Origin of the sequence: Paenibacillus ferrarius (assembly GCF_002027705.1) — a bacterium.
Lineage (GTDB): Bacteria > Bacillota > Bacilli > Paenibacillales > NBRC-103111 > Paenibacillus_E > Paenibacillus_E ferrarius.
The window spans coordinates 1-16,998 of record NZ_MBTG01000008.1; the positions used below are offsets into that span (position 1 = coordinate 1).

Here is a 16,998-nt window from a genome sequence, read left to right on the forward strand (position 1 = left end):
TGGCCGCCGTCTAGTGACCTGAAGCGTGAACCTAAGAATCACCGGAAGTCCGGCGGAAAAAAGGGAGGACCTGTCGGCCATAAAGGGCATACCCTTTCTTGCATAGACGATCCCACTACAACCATTATTCATCCGGTTTTAGTCTGTGAGAACTGTGCGGTCTCACTTGAGGACGTCGCATGTCTAGGGTATGAGCGTCGACAGGTTTTTGACATCCCTGTTCCTGTCATGGAGGTGACGGAGCACCGAGCCGAGAAGAAAAAGTGCCCATGTTGCCACACCTTGCAGAAAGGCATCTTCCCTAAAGGCGTCCATGCACGTGCCCAATACGGTGAGCGGTTCACTGCTGTAGCCGCTTATTTGCATACGCACCAAATGCTCCCGCTTGCTCGCACAACCGATCTTCTTCATGTGTTGACGGGGTGTCGGCCAAGTCAGGCAACACTTCTTTCAAGTATCCGTAAAATGGCTGAAAGCTTACTTCCCTACGAAGAGGTCATTCGTCATAATCTCCTTGCCAGTCCCGTAATCCATGCCGATGAAACGGGCGTGCATGTAGACAAAGAGGGACACTGGGTTCATGTGAACAGTACGAAGAACTGGACCTTGCTTGGTGTCCATTCTAGCCGCGGAACCGCGGGGATGAAGTCGCTAAACGTACTGCCTTCCTATACGGGTACAGTGATCCACGACTTTTATGGGCCGTATTTTAAACAGGATAAAGACTTTACCTTCAAACATGCCTTATGCAATGCCCATTTATCTCGGGAGTGCAAAGGGATTGAGGAATATGACGGGCATCGATGGGCCAGCGCTATGCTCACACTGCTGCATACAAGCTGGTCCATCACCCGCAAGACCAGAAAATTAGGTAGGCCACTTACCGAAACAGCCATCGGCAACTACGAACGACGGTATGAGATGATTCTAGAGATGGGAAAGGTCGAGCTCGAAAAGGAGCCCCTGCTCCAATCAGGGCGCAGGGGAAAACCGCGTAAGAGTAAGGCCGCAAATCTTTGGGCACGATTCCGTGACCACAAGGAAAGTATCTTGGGGTATCTTCGAGATGCCAATATTCCCTTTGATAATAACCAAGCCGAACGTGATCTTCGCATGATTGCCGTTAAGCGGAAAATATCCGGCTGTTTTCGTTCGGAAACGACCCCGGGCTTCTTTGCGACCATCCGAAGCTTTATCTCCACGTTGATTAAACAAAATCATCCTATTCTTACATCACTGAAATAGGCTTACGCTGGTGATTTCAGCTTTTTTACTCGGAGTCCTGAGTAGTAACCGATTATGCAGGCTTTTCCTGTTATTTCTTCCTATAATCAGGAAATCGCTTCAAAAGCATGCAGAATTGCAGGAATTCTTCGTTTCTGACTGCTCCAACAAGAAAAAAGATGCATAATTGCAGGCTTTTAACAATTACAGTCGCCCAAGTCGCTGAAACCTGCAACTTTCGGGAGGGACTTTGTAAGTCTATGCTTCCGTTTCATGACCACGTCTTCGATAATATGAAAATCACCCTTGCATGGGGGGGGGCACGGCTTCCCAGAGCTAGGCGAGCCGCTCATGGGATGGAAAACCTGCAAAAATGCAGTTTTTTTCGACCGAATCGCATGAAAAAGCGGAAAAGCCTGCGATTATGCAGGCTTTTCCTGCTATTTCTTCCTATATTCCGGAAATCGCTTCAAAAGCATGCAGAATTGCAGGAATTCTTCGTTTCTGGCTACTCCAACAAGAAAAAGGATGCATAATAGCAGGCTTTTAAACAAAGGGAGCCGCTAAATTCGCGGATACTTGCATCTTATGCGCTTGTATCGGTATAAGTATTAATCATAGCGAAGGAGTTAGGCAACCAAAGCTGCCTAACTCCTTTTTGTTCTTGTGTTTGTACCTCTACCTCTACTTCTACTTCTACTTCTACTTCTACTTCTACTTCTACTTCTACCTCTACCTCTACTTCTACTTCTACTTCTACTTCTACTTCTACTTCTACTTCTACTTCTACTTCTACTTCTACTTCTACTTCTACTTCTACTTCTACTTCTGCTTCTGCTTCTACTTTGGCTTGTAGATGACATTGATCTTATGTCAGTCTTTGTCTTTAACCTTCTTTAACATTGCCCTTGACGAATGGATTTTGGATTTTGGATTTCGCGGATCGAGCTCTTGAGCATACTTAACTTCAACAAAGGTCTCTATTCCATCAAGATCCAATGTCCACATGTCAAAGATCGTTTCTACAATTCCTTCATCCATTTGCTGATGGTTTCGTAATGGCTGTTCACAAAAGGAAGTTATCAAGGGATTTGTTTCTACAAGGACCCAATGATCATACTCTAAATGGTTAAAAAGCCTGACATTTCTGTTCAGTTTCCTACTGAAAGAAACCCAATAATTATTGCCATATCGGCTACTTCTCTTTATTGGTATAGGTGTATACATAATCGCACCATCTCAATCTATTAAAAAGGGAATATACTTAATTCATAAACAAATTTCATCCTGATATCAATATGTTCGACAAAGGTTATCAGTAACCGCTATTTTCCTACAATTAAAATTAGTATTTTATAGTGTTTAAACCTATAAATGGTAAACTTGATCTACATACATATTGTGGAATTAATGGTAATATAGAGTTTTCCGGTGATGTCTTAATAGATTTATATAATATGCTTTTTTAGGATTACGTCATGACAAAAATTACTGCAAAGGATGATTTACAATGAAAAAGGTAAAAGTTACTGCACTATCAGTAGTACTGGGATGCGCACTGTTGGCTAATTCAGCGTCTGCTGCGAGTTCGAATTGGTATAATACAACTTCTCCATATGAAAAAGATAAATGGTGGAAGCCATATGCAGGCAATCTTACTGCGCTTAAAGATTCTACTTACCCCATCGTTAGAGCAAACCTAAATTTTTATTGGAGCCAAACACAAAAAAACGAAATGATGCGCTATATTAGTTATTATCCAACCTTTGATGTCAGAGATTCATCAAAAGCTGGTTATAGTGGTTATTACATTTGGACAGATCTTCCAGACCCGAAATACGATTACGAAGACGATAATAGTGACAGTAAAAATGATGAACTAGAAGTCGTTTCCAGAGATCAATGGAGTATTCAAGCAAATACTTTTTATAATGTTAATACTAGCTGGAATGTTATAAATACAAATGTTAATCCTGCTAATGTTGCTTATGCTAGCTATAGCATTGCACCTTTATTTCCAGGCGGTGATTATAATACTGGTTATGGTTCTGCTGAGTATCTAGGTGGCGCTTATTACGGTGGATTATTTAGCCCAGCCGCTACTACTTCAGATCAAACCACTTCACAATCTGAAATAAATAATCAAACCATATCGACATCTAAAATAAATGAACAATATAATGGAATTAAAACAAAGCAAGATTTAGAAAATTTTAAAACCGCTGCACACGAGAAACTAAAAAGCTTGAGTTTTAAAAAAAATAGTAATGATGCTCGTGCAAAGTATATCATTACTCTAAAAAAACCGATTGGAGCAGAAAGGCTCTCAAAATTTACTGAAAAAACTAATGTCCAAGAAGTTATTGGAAGGGGTTATAAGGATGGGAAGATAATAACAATCGAAGATAAAATATCTGAAATCGCTAAGTATCTTGAAGACTCTGAGATATTTAGCGTGGAAATTCAAACAAGTGACTCGGTTCCACAAGGTCTCTCTTGGAAATTAGAAAATGTAAAATAGTTCATTGTATTTCGGAAAGATAAGGGTAGGCAAATGCCTATCCTTATCTTTCTATCATTTTTTTAAAACAGGAGGATTTCATGGAGCGTATTAACTTATTGGCGAAGATTTCACTTGTTTATCTATCATTGTATTTTTTTGTTTTTATATTTGGCTTTTATTCTTATCTTTTGTTTTGGGGGCAACCAGATCATAATAAAGTTTCTTCGGGGCTCTATATTGGATTTTTAGTATCAATAGTTCCATTTGGATTAATAGCATGGAAATTAAATAACAGGAAAAATGATTATGAAAATATATATAAGTTAGGTCTCTATCTTATATTGATCAATATTATCTTCGAAAAAGTGATTCCGCTAACATTTTCTTACTTTTGGGAACAAACTGATCAAATTGATAACTCTTATATATTTTTGTCTGAAATTTTCACTTACTTTATTTTTAAAGAATATTATCTTCTCGGGAGCATTTCCGTTTCCATTCTTACATTTATTATTGGTTGTAAGATCTCTTCTACAAATAAATAAATCTCAAATACGAGAAACTAAGATTGTCAGTAGAAACAGGTCAGATGAGAGCGGACGGTGGGATTTAGACTCGCTAATGCTAGCGTATAAACGCTCAAAATGTTGGTGCTCCCTTAAGGCAAACAAATTAAAAAGGCAATATTTGATTGAGAAACAGTGCACTTGAACCAAAAGAAAGTAAAGATATCAAAACAAAATCCAAAGTAAGTACCTATCAAATCAAGACGAATATCCATAATAAAAACATTAAAAAAATTATCAATTATCAAGGCATTCTTTAAAAATCCACAAGGAGGGAAACGTAAGTCTTCTTCATTACGAGATATTCCACCACTATTTAAAATTTGGGTTAATTCTGAAAATGTTTTTGGTTGATGTTGGACTACTAATTTAGCCAATTCTGGATTACTTTTTAATTGGTGATATATCAGGAATTATAGGTGTTACAGGAGTTTGATGATTAACTGGTTGTGGATAGAAACCTGATTGAAATTGTCCTGGCTGATTAACTGGTAGTGGTTTAGAACCATAACCTGATTGAGGTATTCCTGAAGTTACAGGAGTTTGATGAATAACCGAAAAATTTCTATAATTCATTTTTTGTCCTCATTCCTAATTGTTATTATAAGACTATAACCTTTTTATTTTACAATATATGTCAATACGTCTATATTAGTTCCAGAAATTCACATATTTCAATAGCCCATTTACGACTCAACGCCAAGTCAGTCGCGATTGCAGGCTTAGCGCATGACCTGCTTGTCAGTTATTGATTGTTCCTGATCTAATAAGTTCGAGCGTTGTAGTACTCTAATTGTGTAAGCGTCAAACAGCCCCCACCATGCTGTCATGTTGAGGGCTGTCATAAACTATAGCTATTGTTGTTTAAATATACTCGGCAAGCGAGCGGTAGCACCTTCGACCACGAAAGCAGCTTGTCTAGTGCTTCGAGGTTTCAGCATCGTTTCATGACTCGCAGCTTTTTACAGCTGTACGTAACAATCTGTGCGTCTTGCTTTGCAACTTTCGATTCAATAAGGACTTAAAGGCGGCTACAGCTCAATCACCGAGCACCCGGATTCCTTACCTCAGACGATAATCCCGCAAATCGATAGAAACTCTCATCAAAAGGTACCGGTCCACCGGACGTTACAAAACGTTTCGCCCCTTCGCCTGTGTACAAATTGCGGGTACCATGGAAGATTCCCTGCGGCACGTAGATGAGATCGCCGGCTTCGAACGCTTTCCATTCTCCGTTCAAATAAACTTCGCCCGTTCCTTCGATGCCGATAAACAACTCGCTGGAGGACGGATGCTGGTGCACAGCGAAGCTTTGCCCGGGCTCTTGAATGCCGCAATGCAGCGATAGCTGCGCACTGCCCGTTCCTGGCCAGAAGAGGAAGTTCATATTCGCCGGGTTCGTGACATTTTGCGAAGGATCGTTCCCTTTGTAAGCTTTCAGCTGCGTTTCTTCGTTATACAAATGATTAAACAAACGGGGATGAGATGCTCTCGCAGCGCCTACAGGCAGCGGACTCTGCCAAATATAGAGCGTTACTGTCTCTCCCTTGTCCGCATATACGGCATAATCAATGCCCGAAGGTGCGTACAGGGTAGAAGCTGCTGACACTTCTTGGGTTTCCGCTCCTACACGTGCGCTTCCTGAACCGCTATGAATAATCGCTACAATTTCTTGCGCCGTGCCTTTTTCGCAGCTTGCCCATGTACCGCCGGGCAGCAGCCGAACTACTAAACCTGTAACGTGTACGGCACCTTGATCCTCTGTAACAGGTTTGGCGAGCTGATAGGTTCCGCGATCCTCCCAGACTAGCTCCGAAACTTTGATAACCGCACCAGCTTGCAGCGGTTTAACGGCTGTTGTCATGGCCATTCCTCCTCTATTTTTAATTGCTCAAGTTCAATCAACTACGCTCGTATATCACTCATAATTTCACCTGTTCCAAGTTCAACGATCTCAGTGAAAAGGGCTTCCCGACACTTGTTCAAAGGTTGCGAACGGGGCTGGCGCATAACTCAGTGAACGGCCATCGAATTTACCGAATTTCCCTCGATCAAACACGATTTGACCTCTTCGAATGGTGACCAGCGGAACACCCGTTAAAGGCAATCCCTCGTAAGGCGACCATCCGCAAAACGAGTGCAAATCCTTAGCCTCAACCTCCCAGACTTGTTCATCGTCCACAATGACAATGTCTGCATCCAGTCCAGGGCGTAAACTTCCCTTCGTATGATTCAAACGGAAGCGATTGGCCGGACCATCTGCCAGCAGGCTTACCACCTTGCTGAGCTGCTCATCCCGACTCAGCTCAGGAAGATGGCGCCCAAGTCCAGTCAGCAGCACGGGCAGCAGCTCTTGCACGCCCGGCAGCCCTGGCGGAGCTTCGCCGAAGTCCGCTGCTTTTTCTTTCAGTGAATGCGGTGCATGATCGCTCCCAACGGAAGTCAGCGCGCCGCTTCTGACAGCATCCCACAGCCTTGCCCGATCCCGTTTTCCACGAATGGCGGGACTGAGCTTGGTTTTAGTCCCTAAAGCCGCAGCGCTTTCCAAATCAAACCACAATTGGTGCGCCGTCGTCTCGAAGGTCACAGGATAACCGGCACGGGCAGCCGTTTCCAGAAGATCCACTTCTTCCTCCGAAGAAACATGGAGGACATGGATCGAGGTACCATACTTGCGTACGAGGCGAAGTACCCGGGACACGGCTGCAATCGCGCCGCTTCGCGGGGCTATCAGCTCATAGGAAGCCAGATCGTTTGGTGTTCGGTGCACCCGGCGATACAGATGAAGGACAGCATCATCTTCCGCATGCAGCGTCAATGGGATTTGACGCTGCGCTGCGAGCCGGAAGATGGTTTCAAGATCCGCATCAAGATCAATCACATTCCGGGCTGTGCGATGGCCGGTTAGAAACAATTTGATGCTTGCCGCATGTTCCTGCTGAAGCCCATCCAAAGGATGTAATTTGCCAGGCACAACGCCGATGTGAAAACCGTAGTCAACCAATGAGTGGCCTTGGATAAGCTTGTCTTTTTGCCGGATTCGTTCAATGGTGTCCGTATAGGGATCTGTGTTGGGCATATCCAGCACCGTCGTAATGCCTCCGGCGACCGCGGCCTTGCTTGCGGATTCCCAGTTCTCTTTGTGCTCATACCCGGGGGTACGGAAATGCACATGAGAGTCGATGAGACCTGGGAGGACATATTTGCCGCCTGCATCCAATTCCTGCTTGCCTTGAGGGCGCTCCGAGGCTGCGAAAACAAGTGCTATTTTCCCATCCTGAACGGCAATTCCTCCGTCTCTGACAGCATCCTTGTACACAAGACGACCATTATAAATGACGAGATCGTATAAATCGCTCATGATACCAGCTCTTTTCCGATAATTTCCTTCGCTAGCCGGTTCACAGGCCCCATCAGCGAAACGGCGCGCGCATCGCGCAGCAGTCTTTCCAACTTGCGTCCACGTACATAACTCGATCCACCGATAATTTGCTGAGCTTCCCGGCATATTTTCTCACTGGCCTCGGAGGCGAAAATTTTGGATTGATAGGCAATTTTGGCCAAATGCTCGCCGCCTTCCTTGGACGCAACTTTATCAACCAGAGCTCTTACTGCTTCCAGCGATAAATGCAGCTCAGAAAGAGCAGACTGCAGCAGCGGACTGTTCTTCAATCCTTTGCTGCGAACATGCTCCAAAGCCAGCTCATACGCGGCTTGGCTAATACCGAGGGAAACCGCGCCAAGCGTCAACCCGCAGCTGCGAATGCCATTAATTACTGTAGGTGCGCCGCCAAGGGAGCCTATAAACTGCTCGGATGAGACAAGACATTTATTCAAATGGATAAATCCGGTCGATGATCCGCGCATGCCTGCCAAATTCGTATCCGCATCCGCGGTAATCCCTTGTGTTGTCTCAATAAGGAAAAAGGTCTGGCTAGAATTGCCATACGTGGATTGTTCATCATTCGTCCCTGTTTGCACGAGCACCAAATATAAATCCGCTAAGCCCGCACCTGTCGTGAATGACTTGGTTCCTTCGATCAACCATTGCCCGTCATCCAATTGTACGGCTTTGGTTGAAAGGTTTTGCTTATTCGCTCCTGCCCCTGTCTCCGACCAAGCAGACGCAGCAAGCCATCTGCCATCGGCTAATTTAGGCAAATATTGCTGACGTTGTGCGGCGCTGCCCCATTCAAGAATCCGCGAAACGACGGATAAATGCTGAAAAGCAATGATAGCAATCGACGGATCGACACCGGCAATCGCTTCTATGAAGCGACTGGCGAATAAAGCATTTTGGCCTAAGCCGCCATATTCGCTAGGAACAAGGCTCCCTAACAATCCCGATCGGCGCAGTGCGGCAAGCGCCTCTTTCTGCGGCGCCCCATACTCATCAGCCGCACTCGCATATTGTTCCAATTGTTCAAGCAACGCAGCTAATTCTAGGCGAACACTTTGGACTGCAGCTCCCATTCGCGCGCCGCCCCTTTCTTTAATGGCAGTGATCCGATTAATCGAACGTTTTTATCCGAAATACTGTTGTACAGCAAATAATCATCGAGTTCCGGGCCCGTCGTGGAAGTGGAAATAATCGTACTTCCCCCTTTGGTTCTCACATTAAGCCGGTATGTGGAGGACTTGGATGCCTGGACGATTCCATATACGACTGAACCTTTAATAGAAGCTGCGGCTCCCACACAGGCTGCCCCCGTCAAAGCAATCGTTGGATGCCACGAAGGAACTGAAATGGCTCTAAACGATAAGCTGCCTGGTTGGTAGCTCGCAACCGCTGCGATTTTGGGAAAAACCCCATCAGGCTTCCATCCCAGCTTCAACGCAGCCGCTTGTCGAATTTCCTGAAGCCGGGCAAGAAGTTCCGCTCCCGCTTCGAAAAGCGCCTCCTCCGAGTCAATACCTAACGACTCCGCATGCACGAAGACATAGGAATTCCCTGACGAGACAATGGAAACTTCAATGTCACCAAAAGAAGTCTGCAAATAATTCCTCACTTGGCCTGACGGGAGCAAGCTGCCTAGGCTTGTACCTTGATTTTCGATAAAATGAGCGGTGCAATTCATCCCTGCTCGAACGGCATGATCCACCTCGCAAACGAGACTGTCTCCTACATTTTCGATATAGACGCGCACCCGCAGTCCAGGGCTCGCACTAGCTACCCAGCCCCACTTCATAGCCACTTGAATAGCTGCCAGAATCGAGTGCCCGCAGCTTCCTTCATAATCAAAAGAAACCGGATTGCCAGGAACGAGTTGAAAAAACCAGTAGCTCAAATCATACATCGGATGAGTGGAGGGCCGAATGACGACGAACTTCGAAATCAAGCCATGCGGGTGCTGACTGTCGTCCAAATCCGTATGAATCCGATGCAGCACAGGAATGACATCTATCGGATTCGTACCAAGTTCGGAACCATCGATAATGATGGAAGAAGATACGCTGCCTTCTGCATGGGCCAAATAGGTCAACATGTGCATCACCCCTCAAATTGATATTGCTTAGACGACGAAATTGAAACCTGGAATTGGTCCAGCCAGAGCTGGAAGATGGCCAAGGACCATAAGGTCAATGCGGTTTTGCCATTCGGCGCTGACGCTTGCCGCTGGAGAAGCTTATCTATGGCTGTTGGATCAAATACGTTTTGCCTGCGGATTGTTTCTCGGTCTAAGGCTTGCTCGATCGCAGCGAACAATGGCAGTCCTTTGCGCATCATTGCATCAATCGGCAGTGTGAAGGGTTGTTTTTTGCGCGTTAAAATAGAAGCTGGCAGAAGGCTTTCCGAAGTCCGATAGAGCAGCTTTTTCACCCGTCCACCTTCTACTCTCCAGCTATCCGGCAGCCGATTCGCCAAATCGAGAATGCGTGGTTGGCAATAGGGAACCCTGACCTCCACAGAATGAGCCATGCTTAGATGGTCAACCCGGCGCAGATGATACGAAGGAAGCCGGTATTCGCGTTCAAACGATAAGATCGTATCCAATCGGCCACGATTCGATTGTCTGAGACTGTGTTCAATATGGTCTTCAATGGACCCATTTTCTTGTACAAAACTGCGGTAATCATCGCTATACAGCTCCCAGCGCTGCTGCGCGTCGGCGACTCCCAGCGAACCAATGTAAGGCTTAACCCAGTCACCTAATGTGTGCACCGCTTCCGCAAAACGATCATAACCGCCGAACATTTCATCCGCGCCGTCACCAGAAATCGTTACTTTAAAACCAGCTTGATGAATAGCCTCAAAAAGTGCATAACTGCTGAGTGTAATCGGATCTGCATTCGGCTGCCCCAAATGGGCAACAACGGAAGGCAGCAGCTGCTGGAAATTTCTCGGATCCATAAGCACTTCATGGTGCGTCGTACCGAAACACTGCGCAACTTCTCGAGCATAAGCCTTCTCGTCAAGCGGCCAATCACCTACATAAGAAAGATTAAACGAATGAATGCCTTCCGTGCTGCTGCTCGCCAATGCTGTAATTAAACTGGAATCCAGCCCTCCGCTATTCACAGTGCTGACAGGAACATCTGCCAGCAGCAAGGAGTTGACCTCTTCCCCCAATTGCTTTCGCAAGTGAACAGCCGTTTCTTCAAAATTCGTCGTAGGGATATCGGAAGTTACATATGTAGACCAGCGCTGCAGCCGGGGGCGATCTCCAAGACGCGCATGCAGCAGTGAGGCAGGAGGCAGTGCATAAACACCGTCAAACATCGTCCGCTCCCCGAAGACAACTTTCGTTGTTAGATAGAAATCAACACCGGATAGCCAGAGCTGCTTAGGAATGCGTTCGAAAGCCAATAAAGAAGGAAGCTCGGAAGAAAAGTAAAGGGACTGTTTCAGCTCATCCCAATAATAATAAAGGGACTTCATTCCCGATGGGTCCGTGACAAGCGTTAATGTTACCGTCTCCCGCAGATCAATGATGGCGATAGCGAACATGCCATCCAAATAGCGGACGAACTCAGTTCCGTATTCCGCATATAAGGCCGGCAATATCGAGCCGTCGCACGTATCAGCAAAGCTGTAGCCCTTCAACTCCAGCTTTTTTCTAAGGGCATGATGGTTATAAATTTCGCCGTTAAATACGATCCGGATATGCTCTCCGCCTATATACGGCTGCTCGCCTCCATCCAGTCCAACGATGGATAATCGATTGTTGCCGATTGCCCAATTGCGTTCCGATAAGACAGACTGTTGATCAGGCCCGCCTTTGAATTGAAGATCAGATACTGCTTTTAATCGCTTTGCATCTACAAAATCGTAACCAAGATATCCAAAAATACGGCACATACAGGTGGACTCCTCTCCTTCTCTTTTTCTTATCGGATGGCAACTAACTATGCTCTTTTAGTTCCCTCCCTCTCTCCAAAACCAAAATATCATCTTTACAAAGTATTCATATCAACTTACTCGACTTACTATTGCAAATGTACCACGCCTTTTAAAAACACGTCCAATATCAGTTCGAATATCGTTTATATCATCCTCAGACTATCGAAGTGTCATCCTTTGACATGAAATGACAAATCCTCCGCTGGGTACGTGACGGAACCTGCTTCACCCGTGAACAAACGAATAACGGCAAACTTGCGATCATCCGCTAGCTTGAATGCATGATAGCGCTGCTGCGGTACGACAACAACATCTCCGATGGACACTTCCAACTCAAAGTAACCCTCACGCTGTAGACTTTTAATAATAAAAACACCCTTGCCTCCAACGACAACACGGACTTCGTCTTCCTTATGATAGTGCAGGCTTCCAAACTTCTGGAGCATTTCCGGCGTATCCACGGATAGCACAGCAATATCCCAATTCGTATAGCCTTTTTGTGCGGCAAATCGGATAACGTCATCCTCATACACAGCTAATAACCTTTCCTTCTCTTCCTCGCTAAAAGCTATTTTCTCCTGCACAAATGCCGGAGTGCGATCTGCGCTCCAACGTTCATAATAAATACCTTCCTTTTGCAAATAAGGAGAAATCTGCTCTCCTTTCACAGATTGATGTGTGATTCTTTCATAAATACTTGTCATATACAGCCCTCTTTCCCCATTTAATTTTAAAATACTTATTCGTAACGGCATCTTAAATAGTAGCGCAGGTTTTGTCAACGTATAGTGCGTGCCCTATAAATCCTATATGGAATTTGATATTGGAAGTTGAAAGGAGGCTTCCCTTATAATCCTTATGAAACCTATATGGATGATAAGAATAGCTAGGGACGCATCCTCCCTCTCTCAACAAAATACAAAAAATGGAGTGAGCAAACATGAGTAAAACGGTTCTTTTTATCAGCGGCAGCCCCCGAGCAAGTTCCAGAAGCAGAGCTGTAACCAATGTTGTGTACAGACTGCTTAGAGATCAACGTGGACATGCGCAGCTAATCGACCTGCATTTGCATGAGCTGCCTATTTTCAATGGCGACCCAGCCCAAAGTGAGCTGCCTTCCGTTCAACAGCTGCGACAGCTCGCAGCTGAAGCAGGCGGCTTCTTCATCGTGACACCTGAATACCATAGCGGCATTAGCGGTGCGCTTAAAAATGCGCTGGATTTCTTAAATGCCGAGCATTTCAACAACAAGCCTGTGGCGATCGCAGCCGCTTCCGGCGGAGGCAAAAACGGCATTAATGCGCTAAATAACTTGCGCCTCGTATTGCGCGGGGTATCTGCCGATGTGCTGCCTGGCCAATTCGCTGCAGATCCGAATCAAATTGATGATAACGGCATTTTCACCGATGAAGATGGCGTCAAATCGCTCAATTACCTTGTACATGACTTGATTGAAGCCCTATGAGCACAAGTCGGCTGAAGCGAGGAAAAGCGGGTATTCGCCTTGCACTCGCTTCCGTCCAGTGGGCTTTCTTCATCTTAACCGGCGGTTTGGTCGCACCGATTGTGGTCGCCGCCGCCTTCCATTTATCAGGCCCCGAAACGGTGGGACTGCTCCAGCGAACCTTGACTGTCATCGGCATATCTTCCTTATTGCAAGTTGTATTCGGGCATAAATTGCCCATCTTGGAAGGACCTGCCGGCGTGTGGTGGGGCGTATTTATTTTGTTAGCCAGCAGCGTTGCGGAAGGTCCTGCATCCTTTACCCTTTTGCGGCAAATGGAGATGGGACTGCTGATCAGCGGGATCATTATGCTGTTGTTAAGCGCCTTTCGCATCATCGGACATGTGAAGAAGCTTTTTACACCTGTCGTCACAGGCACTTATCTGCTCTTGCTTATCTTCCAATTCAGCTCTTCGATTGTGAAAGGCATTCTGGGTGTCGGCTACTCAGACTCCTATATTCATGCGCAAATTGCCATTCCAGCTATCGCGACACTCCTCTTCACCTTTATTTGCGGACGTTTGCAGATTGCCTTTTTCCGTCATTTTTCGGTCTTGCTTGGGGTCATTTTTGGCTACATTGCTTTTCGATTGCTGGGTTTAATACCGGCTTCCCCTGTGCAAATGCAAATCTTTACACTGCCAACCTGGTTCGCTTGGGGACTGCCGACCTATAACTCGGGCATCCTTCTCACGACCCTTGTCATCGTCCTTCCGCTGCTCATCAATATGATCGCCGCCATCGTCATCGTCGAAAAAGCTGCTGGAAGAACAGCACAGGATGTATACCGGCGGGCTGGTCTTGTCATGGGGATTAACCAACTGATATCCGGTCTTTTCTCCACCGTGGGTTGTGTGTCCAATTCGCACACTGCGGGCTTCATTGCTTCGACACAAATGACCAAACGACTTCCTTTCATCCTAGGCTGCTTAGTTATTATTGGCGCAAGCTTTTTTCCTTTCTTCACAGTCGCATTGGCTTCTATACCCGTTCCCGTTGCTTTTGCTGTTATTTTTTATTCTTTTACCCATCTGCTTACCGCAGGGCTTCGAGAGTACGAGACCATTCTCAAAGAAGAGAAGAAATTGCTCATTATCGGTGTCTCCCTCTTCGCTGGTGTAGGCAGTATGTTTATTCCTGCTGGCAGTCTGGCCCATACGCCTGATGTCATTAAGCCTATTTTGAATAATGGACTTATTGTCGGCGTCCTCACGTCGATCGTTTTGGAGCAGGGCATTCGTGTGAAAGATAGGCTCGTCCTATTCCTGAAAGAGCGCAGCGAGCGGCGCAAAATATCCCGTGAAAGGAACCCTCAACATGGCATTAACGATCAAAGTGTACTCTGATTATGTTTGTCCTTTCTGCCTCTTGGCAGAAGCGCAATTAGAGCAAGCGGCTGCTGAACGCGATGTCATCATTGACTATATGCCCTTCTCTTCCCAGCCCTACACCCATTTGGCCTTTGAAGGCTTTCAATTCGCCAAAGAACACGGCAAAGGCAAAGCTTACAATTCGCGGATGTACACCGCTTTTTTCCAAGACAGCTTGGACATCGGCGATATCGATGTTTTGACGCAACTGGCCGAGGAGCTGGGCCTTGATGGCGCTGGCTTCCGCTCTGCTTTGGAACAGCGGACTTATCAGGAGCATCACCGCAAAGCGCTTCAACACGCTTATAAGGAAACCAACATAACAGCTGCCCCGACCTTTGTCATCGGCGATACTGTCGCCAAGTGGCTACTTTTCAAAGATCAATTTCTTGAGATCATTGACTCGGAATTAGCCAAGCGGGCGCGGCTTGAACGCTGGACTGACGGATTAAGCTGCAGTGCGGACGGCTGTTCCTAAACAAATCAGATTCAAGAAGAGGAAAAAACCAATGTCATTAACCATTAACGTTTATTCCGATTACGTATGTCCCTACTGCATTCTTGCCGAGGGCGAGCTTGAAGCCGCAGCAGCAGAAAGAGGGGTTGAAGTGGCCTACTTGCCCTTCGAGCTGCGTCCCTATCCAACACCAACCTTGCGTCCCGAAGGTGAATATATAACGAAGGACTGGCGGGAACGTGTTTATCCGATTGCCGCAGAGCTCGGGATCCCCATCGTGAAGCCGCCTTTCTCGCCTCAGCCCTACACGCATTTAGCCTTTGAGGGCTACCAATTCGCGATTGAGCACGGTCAAGGCAAAGCTTACAATTCACGGATTTATAAAGCCTTTTTCTTGGAAAGCAAGGACATCGGCAACATTGATGTATTAACGGAACTGGCCGCTGAGCTTGGGCTTGATCCTGCAGCCTATCGACAAGCTCTGGAACTGCGGACTTACAAAGAAAAGCATGGCAAGGCCCTTCATCACGCCAACTATGAAGCCAATATAACATCAGCACCCACGTTCGTAATTGGCGAAACCGTCATCCGCGGAATGGCTTTCAAGCATCAATTTCTGGACGCAATAGATCGGGAGCTGGCCCGCACAGCGCGTTAAACTTCTTGGCTGGTCCTTGTGATGAAAAGAGGCTGCCGCCAAGGTTCATTTACCTTTGGGGGACAACCTCTTTTTAGCGTTCAGCACGACTATCGCGACTTGCTTATTCCTTATTGTGAATGACGCGACTATTCACAACCTGCGGATGCTGCAGCAAATTAAGAATTGGACAAGCTAACTCCACCGCTTGGTGAAGTGCTGCGATGTCTTCGTTTGCCGCAGGTGACGTAAGCTGCAGCGTATAGCCAATGTTATGTAAATAAACAGGGATATGCTCGTACCCCGGCCGCCCTGCGAATGGGTGCATCTCACCCGTTACCTCCACTTCTATCGCATGAAGCTCCACGCCGCGTTCTGCGGCTTGGATGAGGGTAATATGCGATAAACAACTGCCAAGCACACCCAGCTGCAGCTCTGGAGAACCTGGTCCGAGATTGAAACCGGCAAAGTCCTCCCCGCTGTCGCTGATGATTTGATAATCACGAATCCGGATTTCTCGTATTCCGCTTCTGCCTGCGACCTGTACCTTCGCCTTCAATTGCTGAGAAGCAATCCGCTCCTCTTGCTCCAATCTACTTTTGCGTGCAAGTATTGCTTTCTTTTTCTGTGCCAGATATTCAACCAACCCGCTCATCCGCTGTTCCTCCTTCAGGAATCTATTTGATTTATAAACCGACTTCCCTGCCGTAAGGCTGATTGACTTTACGCTCAAGCCGCAGTTGTATGTAGCCGAAGATGATTGCCGTCAACCAATATAAAATAGCCGCAGCCAAAAAACATTCCAGAAATTTGTAGGTATCTGCCGCCAGCAGCTTGGCTTTGGCCAGCATTTCCGTTAATCCAAGCGTAAAGCCGAGAGAAGTTTCTTTCAGTATCGTCACAAAGGTATTGCCCAAGGATGGAAGCGCAATGCGAAATGCCTGCGGCAATATAATGCGCTTCATGCTCTGCCATCTGGACATTCCGATGGAGAGACCGGCTTCCCATTGGCCATGGTCAACGGAGCGGACAGCAGCCCGAATAATTTCAGCCAAATAAGCGGCGCTATTTAAACTGATACCAATGATGGTAGCCGTGAATGCATTCATCGCACTAAACAAGGGGATAATTTGCGGGATACCATAGTAAAGAATAAACAATTGAACAAGCAGCGGCGTAGCGCGAAAAAAGGAGATATACACCTTGGCCGCTGCCGCCAATCCTTTGATATTTTTACGGATCACATGCTCAAGAATGAGTCCCAAAACAAGCCCGAAAAACATGGAAATAACGGCAATACTAATCGTCAAATACATGTACTGAAGCAGCCTTGGGATTGCCGAGAGCATATACGTCAAATCGAACTGCATCCGGCTCACCTCCCTTCTTCTTCAG

Annotated in this window: 18 protein-coding genes; 8 read left to right on the forward strand and 10 right to left on the reverse strand. The window is 46.3% G+C overall.

Going from position 1 to position 16,998, the window contains the following annotated elements; translation table 11 throughout:
• From tnpC to BC351_RS09595, 4 genes are all read left to right on the forward strand, one after another.
• A partial coding sequence (tnpC, locus tag BC351_RS09575) for an IS66 family transposase (protein ID WP_079411177.1) occupies positions 1-1,245 on the forward strand: 1,245 nt, incomplete at its 5' end.
• Positions 1,246-1,597: 352 nt separating this feature from the next.
• Positions 1,598-1,774: a hypothetical protein gene (locus BC351_RS42145; RefSeq protein WP_158082032.1), complete on the forward strand. Its 177-nt coding sequence runs from the start codon at positions 1,598-1,600 to the stop codon at positions 1,772-1,774.
• Positions 1,775-2,734: 960 nt separating this feature from the next.
• Complete coding sequence (locus tag BC351_RS09590) at positions 2,735-3,745, forward strand: hypothetical protein (RefSeq protein WP_079411182.1); 1,011 nt, start codon at positions 2,735-2,737, stop codon at positions 3,743-3,745.
• 80 nt (positions 3,746-3,825) lie between these two features.
• The gene (locus tag BC351_RS09595) at positions 3,826-4,272 is read left to right on the forward strand and encodes a hypothetical protein (protein ID WP_079411184.1); all 447 of its coding nucleotides are present in this window, start codon (positions 3,826-3,828) and stop codon (positions 4,270-4,272) included.
• 113 nt (positions 4,273-4,385) lie between these two features.
• On the opposite strand, the gene BC351_RS41470 is transcribed toward BC351_RS09595, so the two are convergent.
• The 8 genes from BC351_RS41470 to BC351_RS09625 form a co-directional block, all read right to left on the reverse strand.
• The gene (locus BC351_RS41470; RefSeq protein WP_144028330.1) at positions 4,386-4,670 is read right to left on the reverse strand and encodes a hypothetical protein; all 285 of its coding nucleotides are present in this window, start codon (positions 4,668-4,670) and stop codon (positions 4,386-4,388) included.
• 7 nt (positions 4,671-4,677) lie between these two features.
• A complete protein-coding gene (locus tag BC351_RS41475) occupies positions 4,678-4,869 on the reverse strand; it encodes a hypothetical protein (RefSeq protein ID WP_144028331.1) in 192 nt (63 codons plus the stop codon).
• A 466-nt stretch (positions 4,870-5,335) separates the two neighbouring features.
• Entirely contained in the window at positions 5,336-6,157 is an 822-nt protein-coding gene (locus BC351_RS09600) for a cupin domain-containing protein (protein WP_158082033.1), read from the reverse strand.
• A 90-nt stretch (positions 6,158-6,247) separates the two neighbouring features.
• Positions 6,248-7,654: a dihydroorotase gene (locus tag BC351_RS09605; RefSeq protein ID WP_079411189.1), complete on the reverse strand. Its 1,407-nt coding sequence runs from the start codon at positions 7,652-7,654 to the stop codon at positions 6,248-6,250.
• The gene (locus BC351_RS09610; RefSeq protein WP_079411191.1) at positions 7,651-8,766 is read right to left on the reverse strand and encodes an acyl-CoA dehydrogenase family protein; all 1,116 of its coding nucleotides are present in this window, start codon (positions 8,764-8,766) and stop codon (positions 7,651-7,653) included. The genes BC351_RS09605 and BC351_RS09610 overlap by 4 nt, the downstream gene beginning before the upstream one ends.
• Positions 8,736-9,779 carry a PrpF domain-containing protein gene (locus BC351_RS09615; protein WP_158082034.1) on the reverse strand — a complete coding sequence of 348 codons (1,044 nt, stop codon included), beginning with the start codon at positions 9,777-9,779 and terminating at the stop codon, positions 8,736-8,738. Before BC351_RS09615 ends, BC351_RS09610 begins: the two co-directional genes overlap by 31 nt.
• A gap of 5 nt (positions 9,780-9,784) precedes the next feature.
• Positions 9,785-11,593, reverse strand: coding sequence for an asparagine synthase (glutamine-hydrolyzing) (gene asnB / locus BC351_RS09620; RefSeq protein ID WP_079411197.1), 1,809 nt, complete (start codon positions 11,591-11,593; stop codon positions 9,785-9,787).
• A 212-nt stretch (positions 11,594-11,805) separates the two neighbouring features.
• A complete protein-coding gene (locus tag BC351_RS09625) occupies positions 11,806-12,339 on the reverse strand; it encodes a cupin domain-containing protein (protein ID WP_158082035.1) in 534 nt (177 codons plus the stop codon).
• Positions 12,340-12,575: 236 nt separating this feature from the next.
• Between BC351_RS09625 and BC351_RS09630 the strand changes: the two genes are divergently transcribed.
• The 4 genes from BC351_RS09630 to BC351_RS09645 are packed head-to-tail and all read left to right on the forward strand — an operon-like array spanning position 12,576 to position 15,624.
• Positions 12,576-13,100 carry an NADPH-dependent FMN reductase gene (locus BC351_RS09630; RefSeq protein ID WP_079411202.1) on the forward strand — a complete coding sequence of 175 codons (525 nt, stop codon included), beginning with the start codon at positions 12,576-12,578 and terminating at the stop codon, positions 13,098-13,100.
• On the forward strand, positions 13,097-14,485 hold the full coding sequence (locus tag BC351_RS09635) for a purine/pyrimidine permease (protein WP_079411204.1): 1,389 nt from the start codon (positions 13,097-13,099) through the stop codon (positions 14,483-14,485). Before BC351_RS09630 ends, BC351_RS09635 begins: the two co-directional genes overlap by 4 nt.
• On the forward strand, positions 14,457-14,987 hold the full coding sequence (locus tag BC351_RS09640; RefSeq protein ID WP_079411207.1) for a DsbA family oxidoreductase: 531 nt from the start codon (positions 14,457-14,459) through the stop codon (positions 14,985-14,987). Before BC351_RS09635 ends, BC351_RS09640 begins: the two co-directional genes overlap by 29 nt.
• Before the next feature lie 31 nt (positions 14,988-15,018).
• Positions 15,019-15,624 carry a DsbA family oxidoreductase gene (locus tag BC351_RS09645; protein ID WP_079411209.1) on the forward strand — a complete coding sequence of 202 codons (606 nt, stop codon included), beginning with the start codon at positions 15,019-15,021 and terminating at the stop codon, positions 15,622-15,624.
• A 103-nt stretch (positions 15,625-15,727) separates the two neighbouring features.
• Here BC351_RS09645 and BC351_RS09650 read toward each other — a convergent pair whose 3' ends face one another.
• Together BC351_RS09650 and BC351_RS09655 are read right to left on the reverse strand one after the other, a co-directional pair.
• A complete protein-coding gene (locus BC351_RS09650; protein WP_079411211.1) occupies positions 15,728-16,258 on the reverse strand; it encodes an OsmC family protein in 531 nt (176 codons plus the stop codon).
• A gap of 31 nt (positions 16,259-16,289) precedes the next feature.
• Positions 16,290-16,973 carry an amino acid ABC transporter permease gene (locus tag BC351_RS09655; protein ID WP_079411213.1) on the reverse strand — a complete coding sequence of 228 codons (684 nt, stop codon included), beginning with the start codon at positions 16,971-16,973 and terminating at the stop codon, positions 16,290-16,292.
• Positions 16,974-16,998 lie beyond the last annotated feature (25 nt).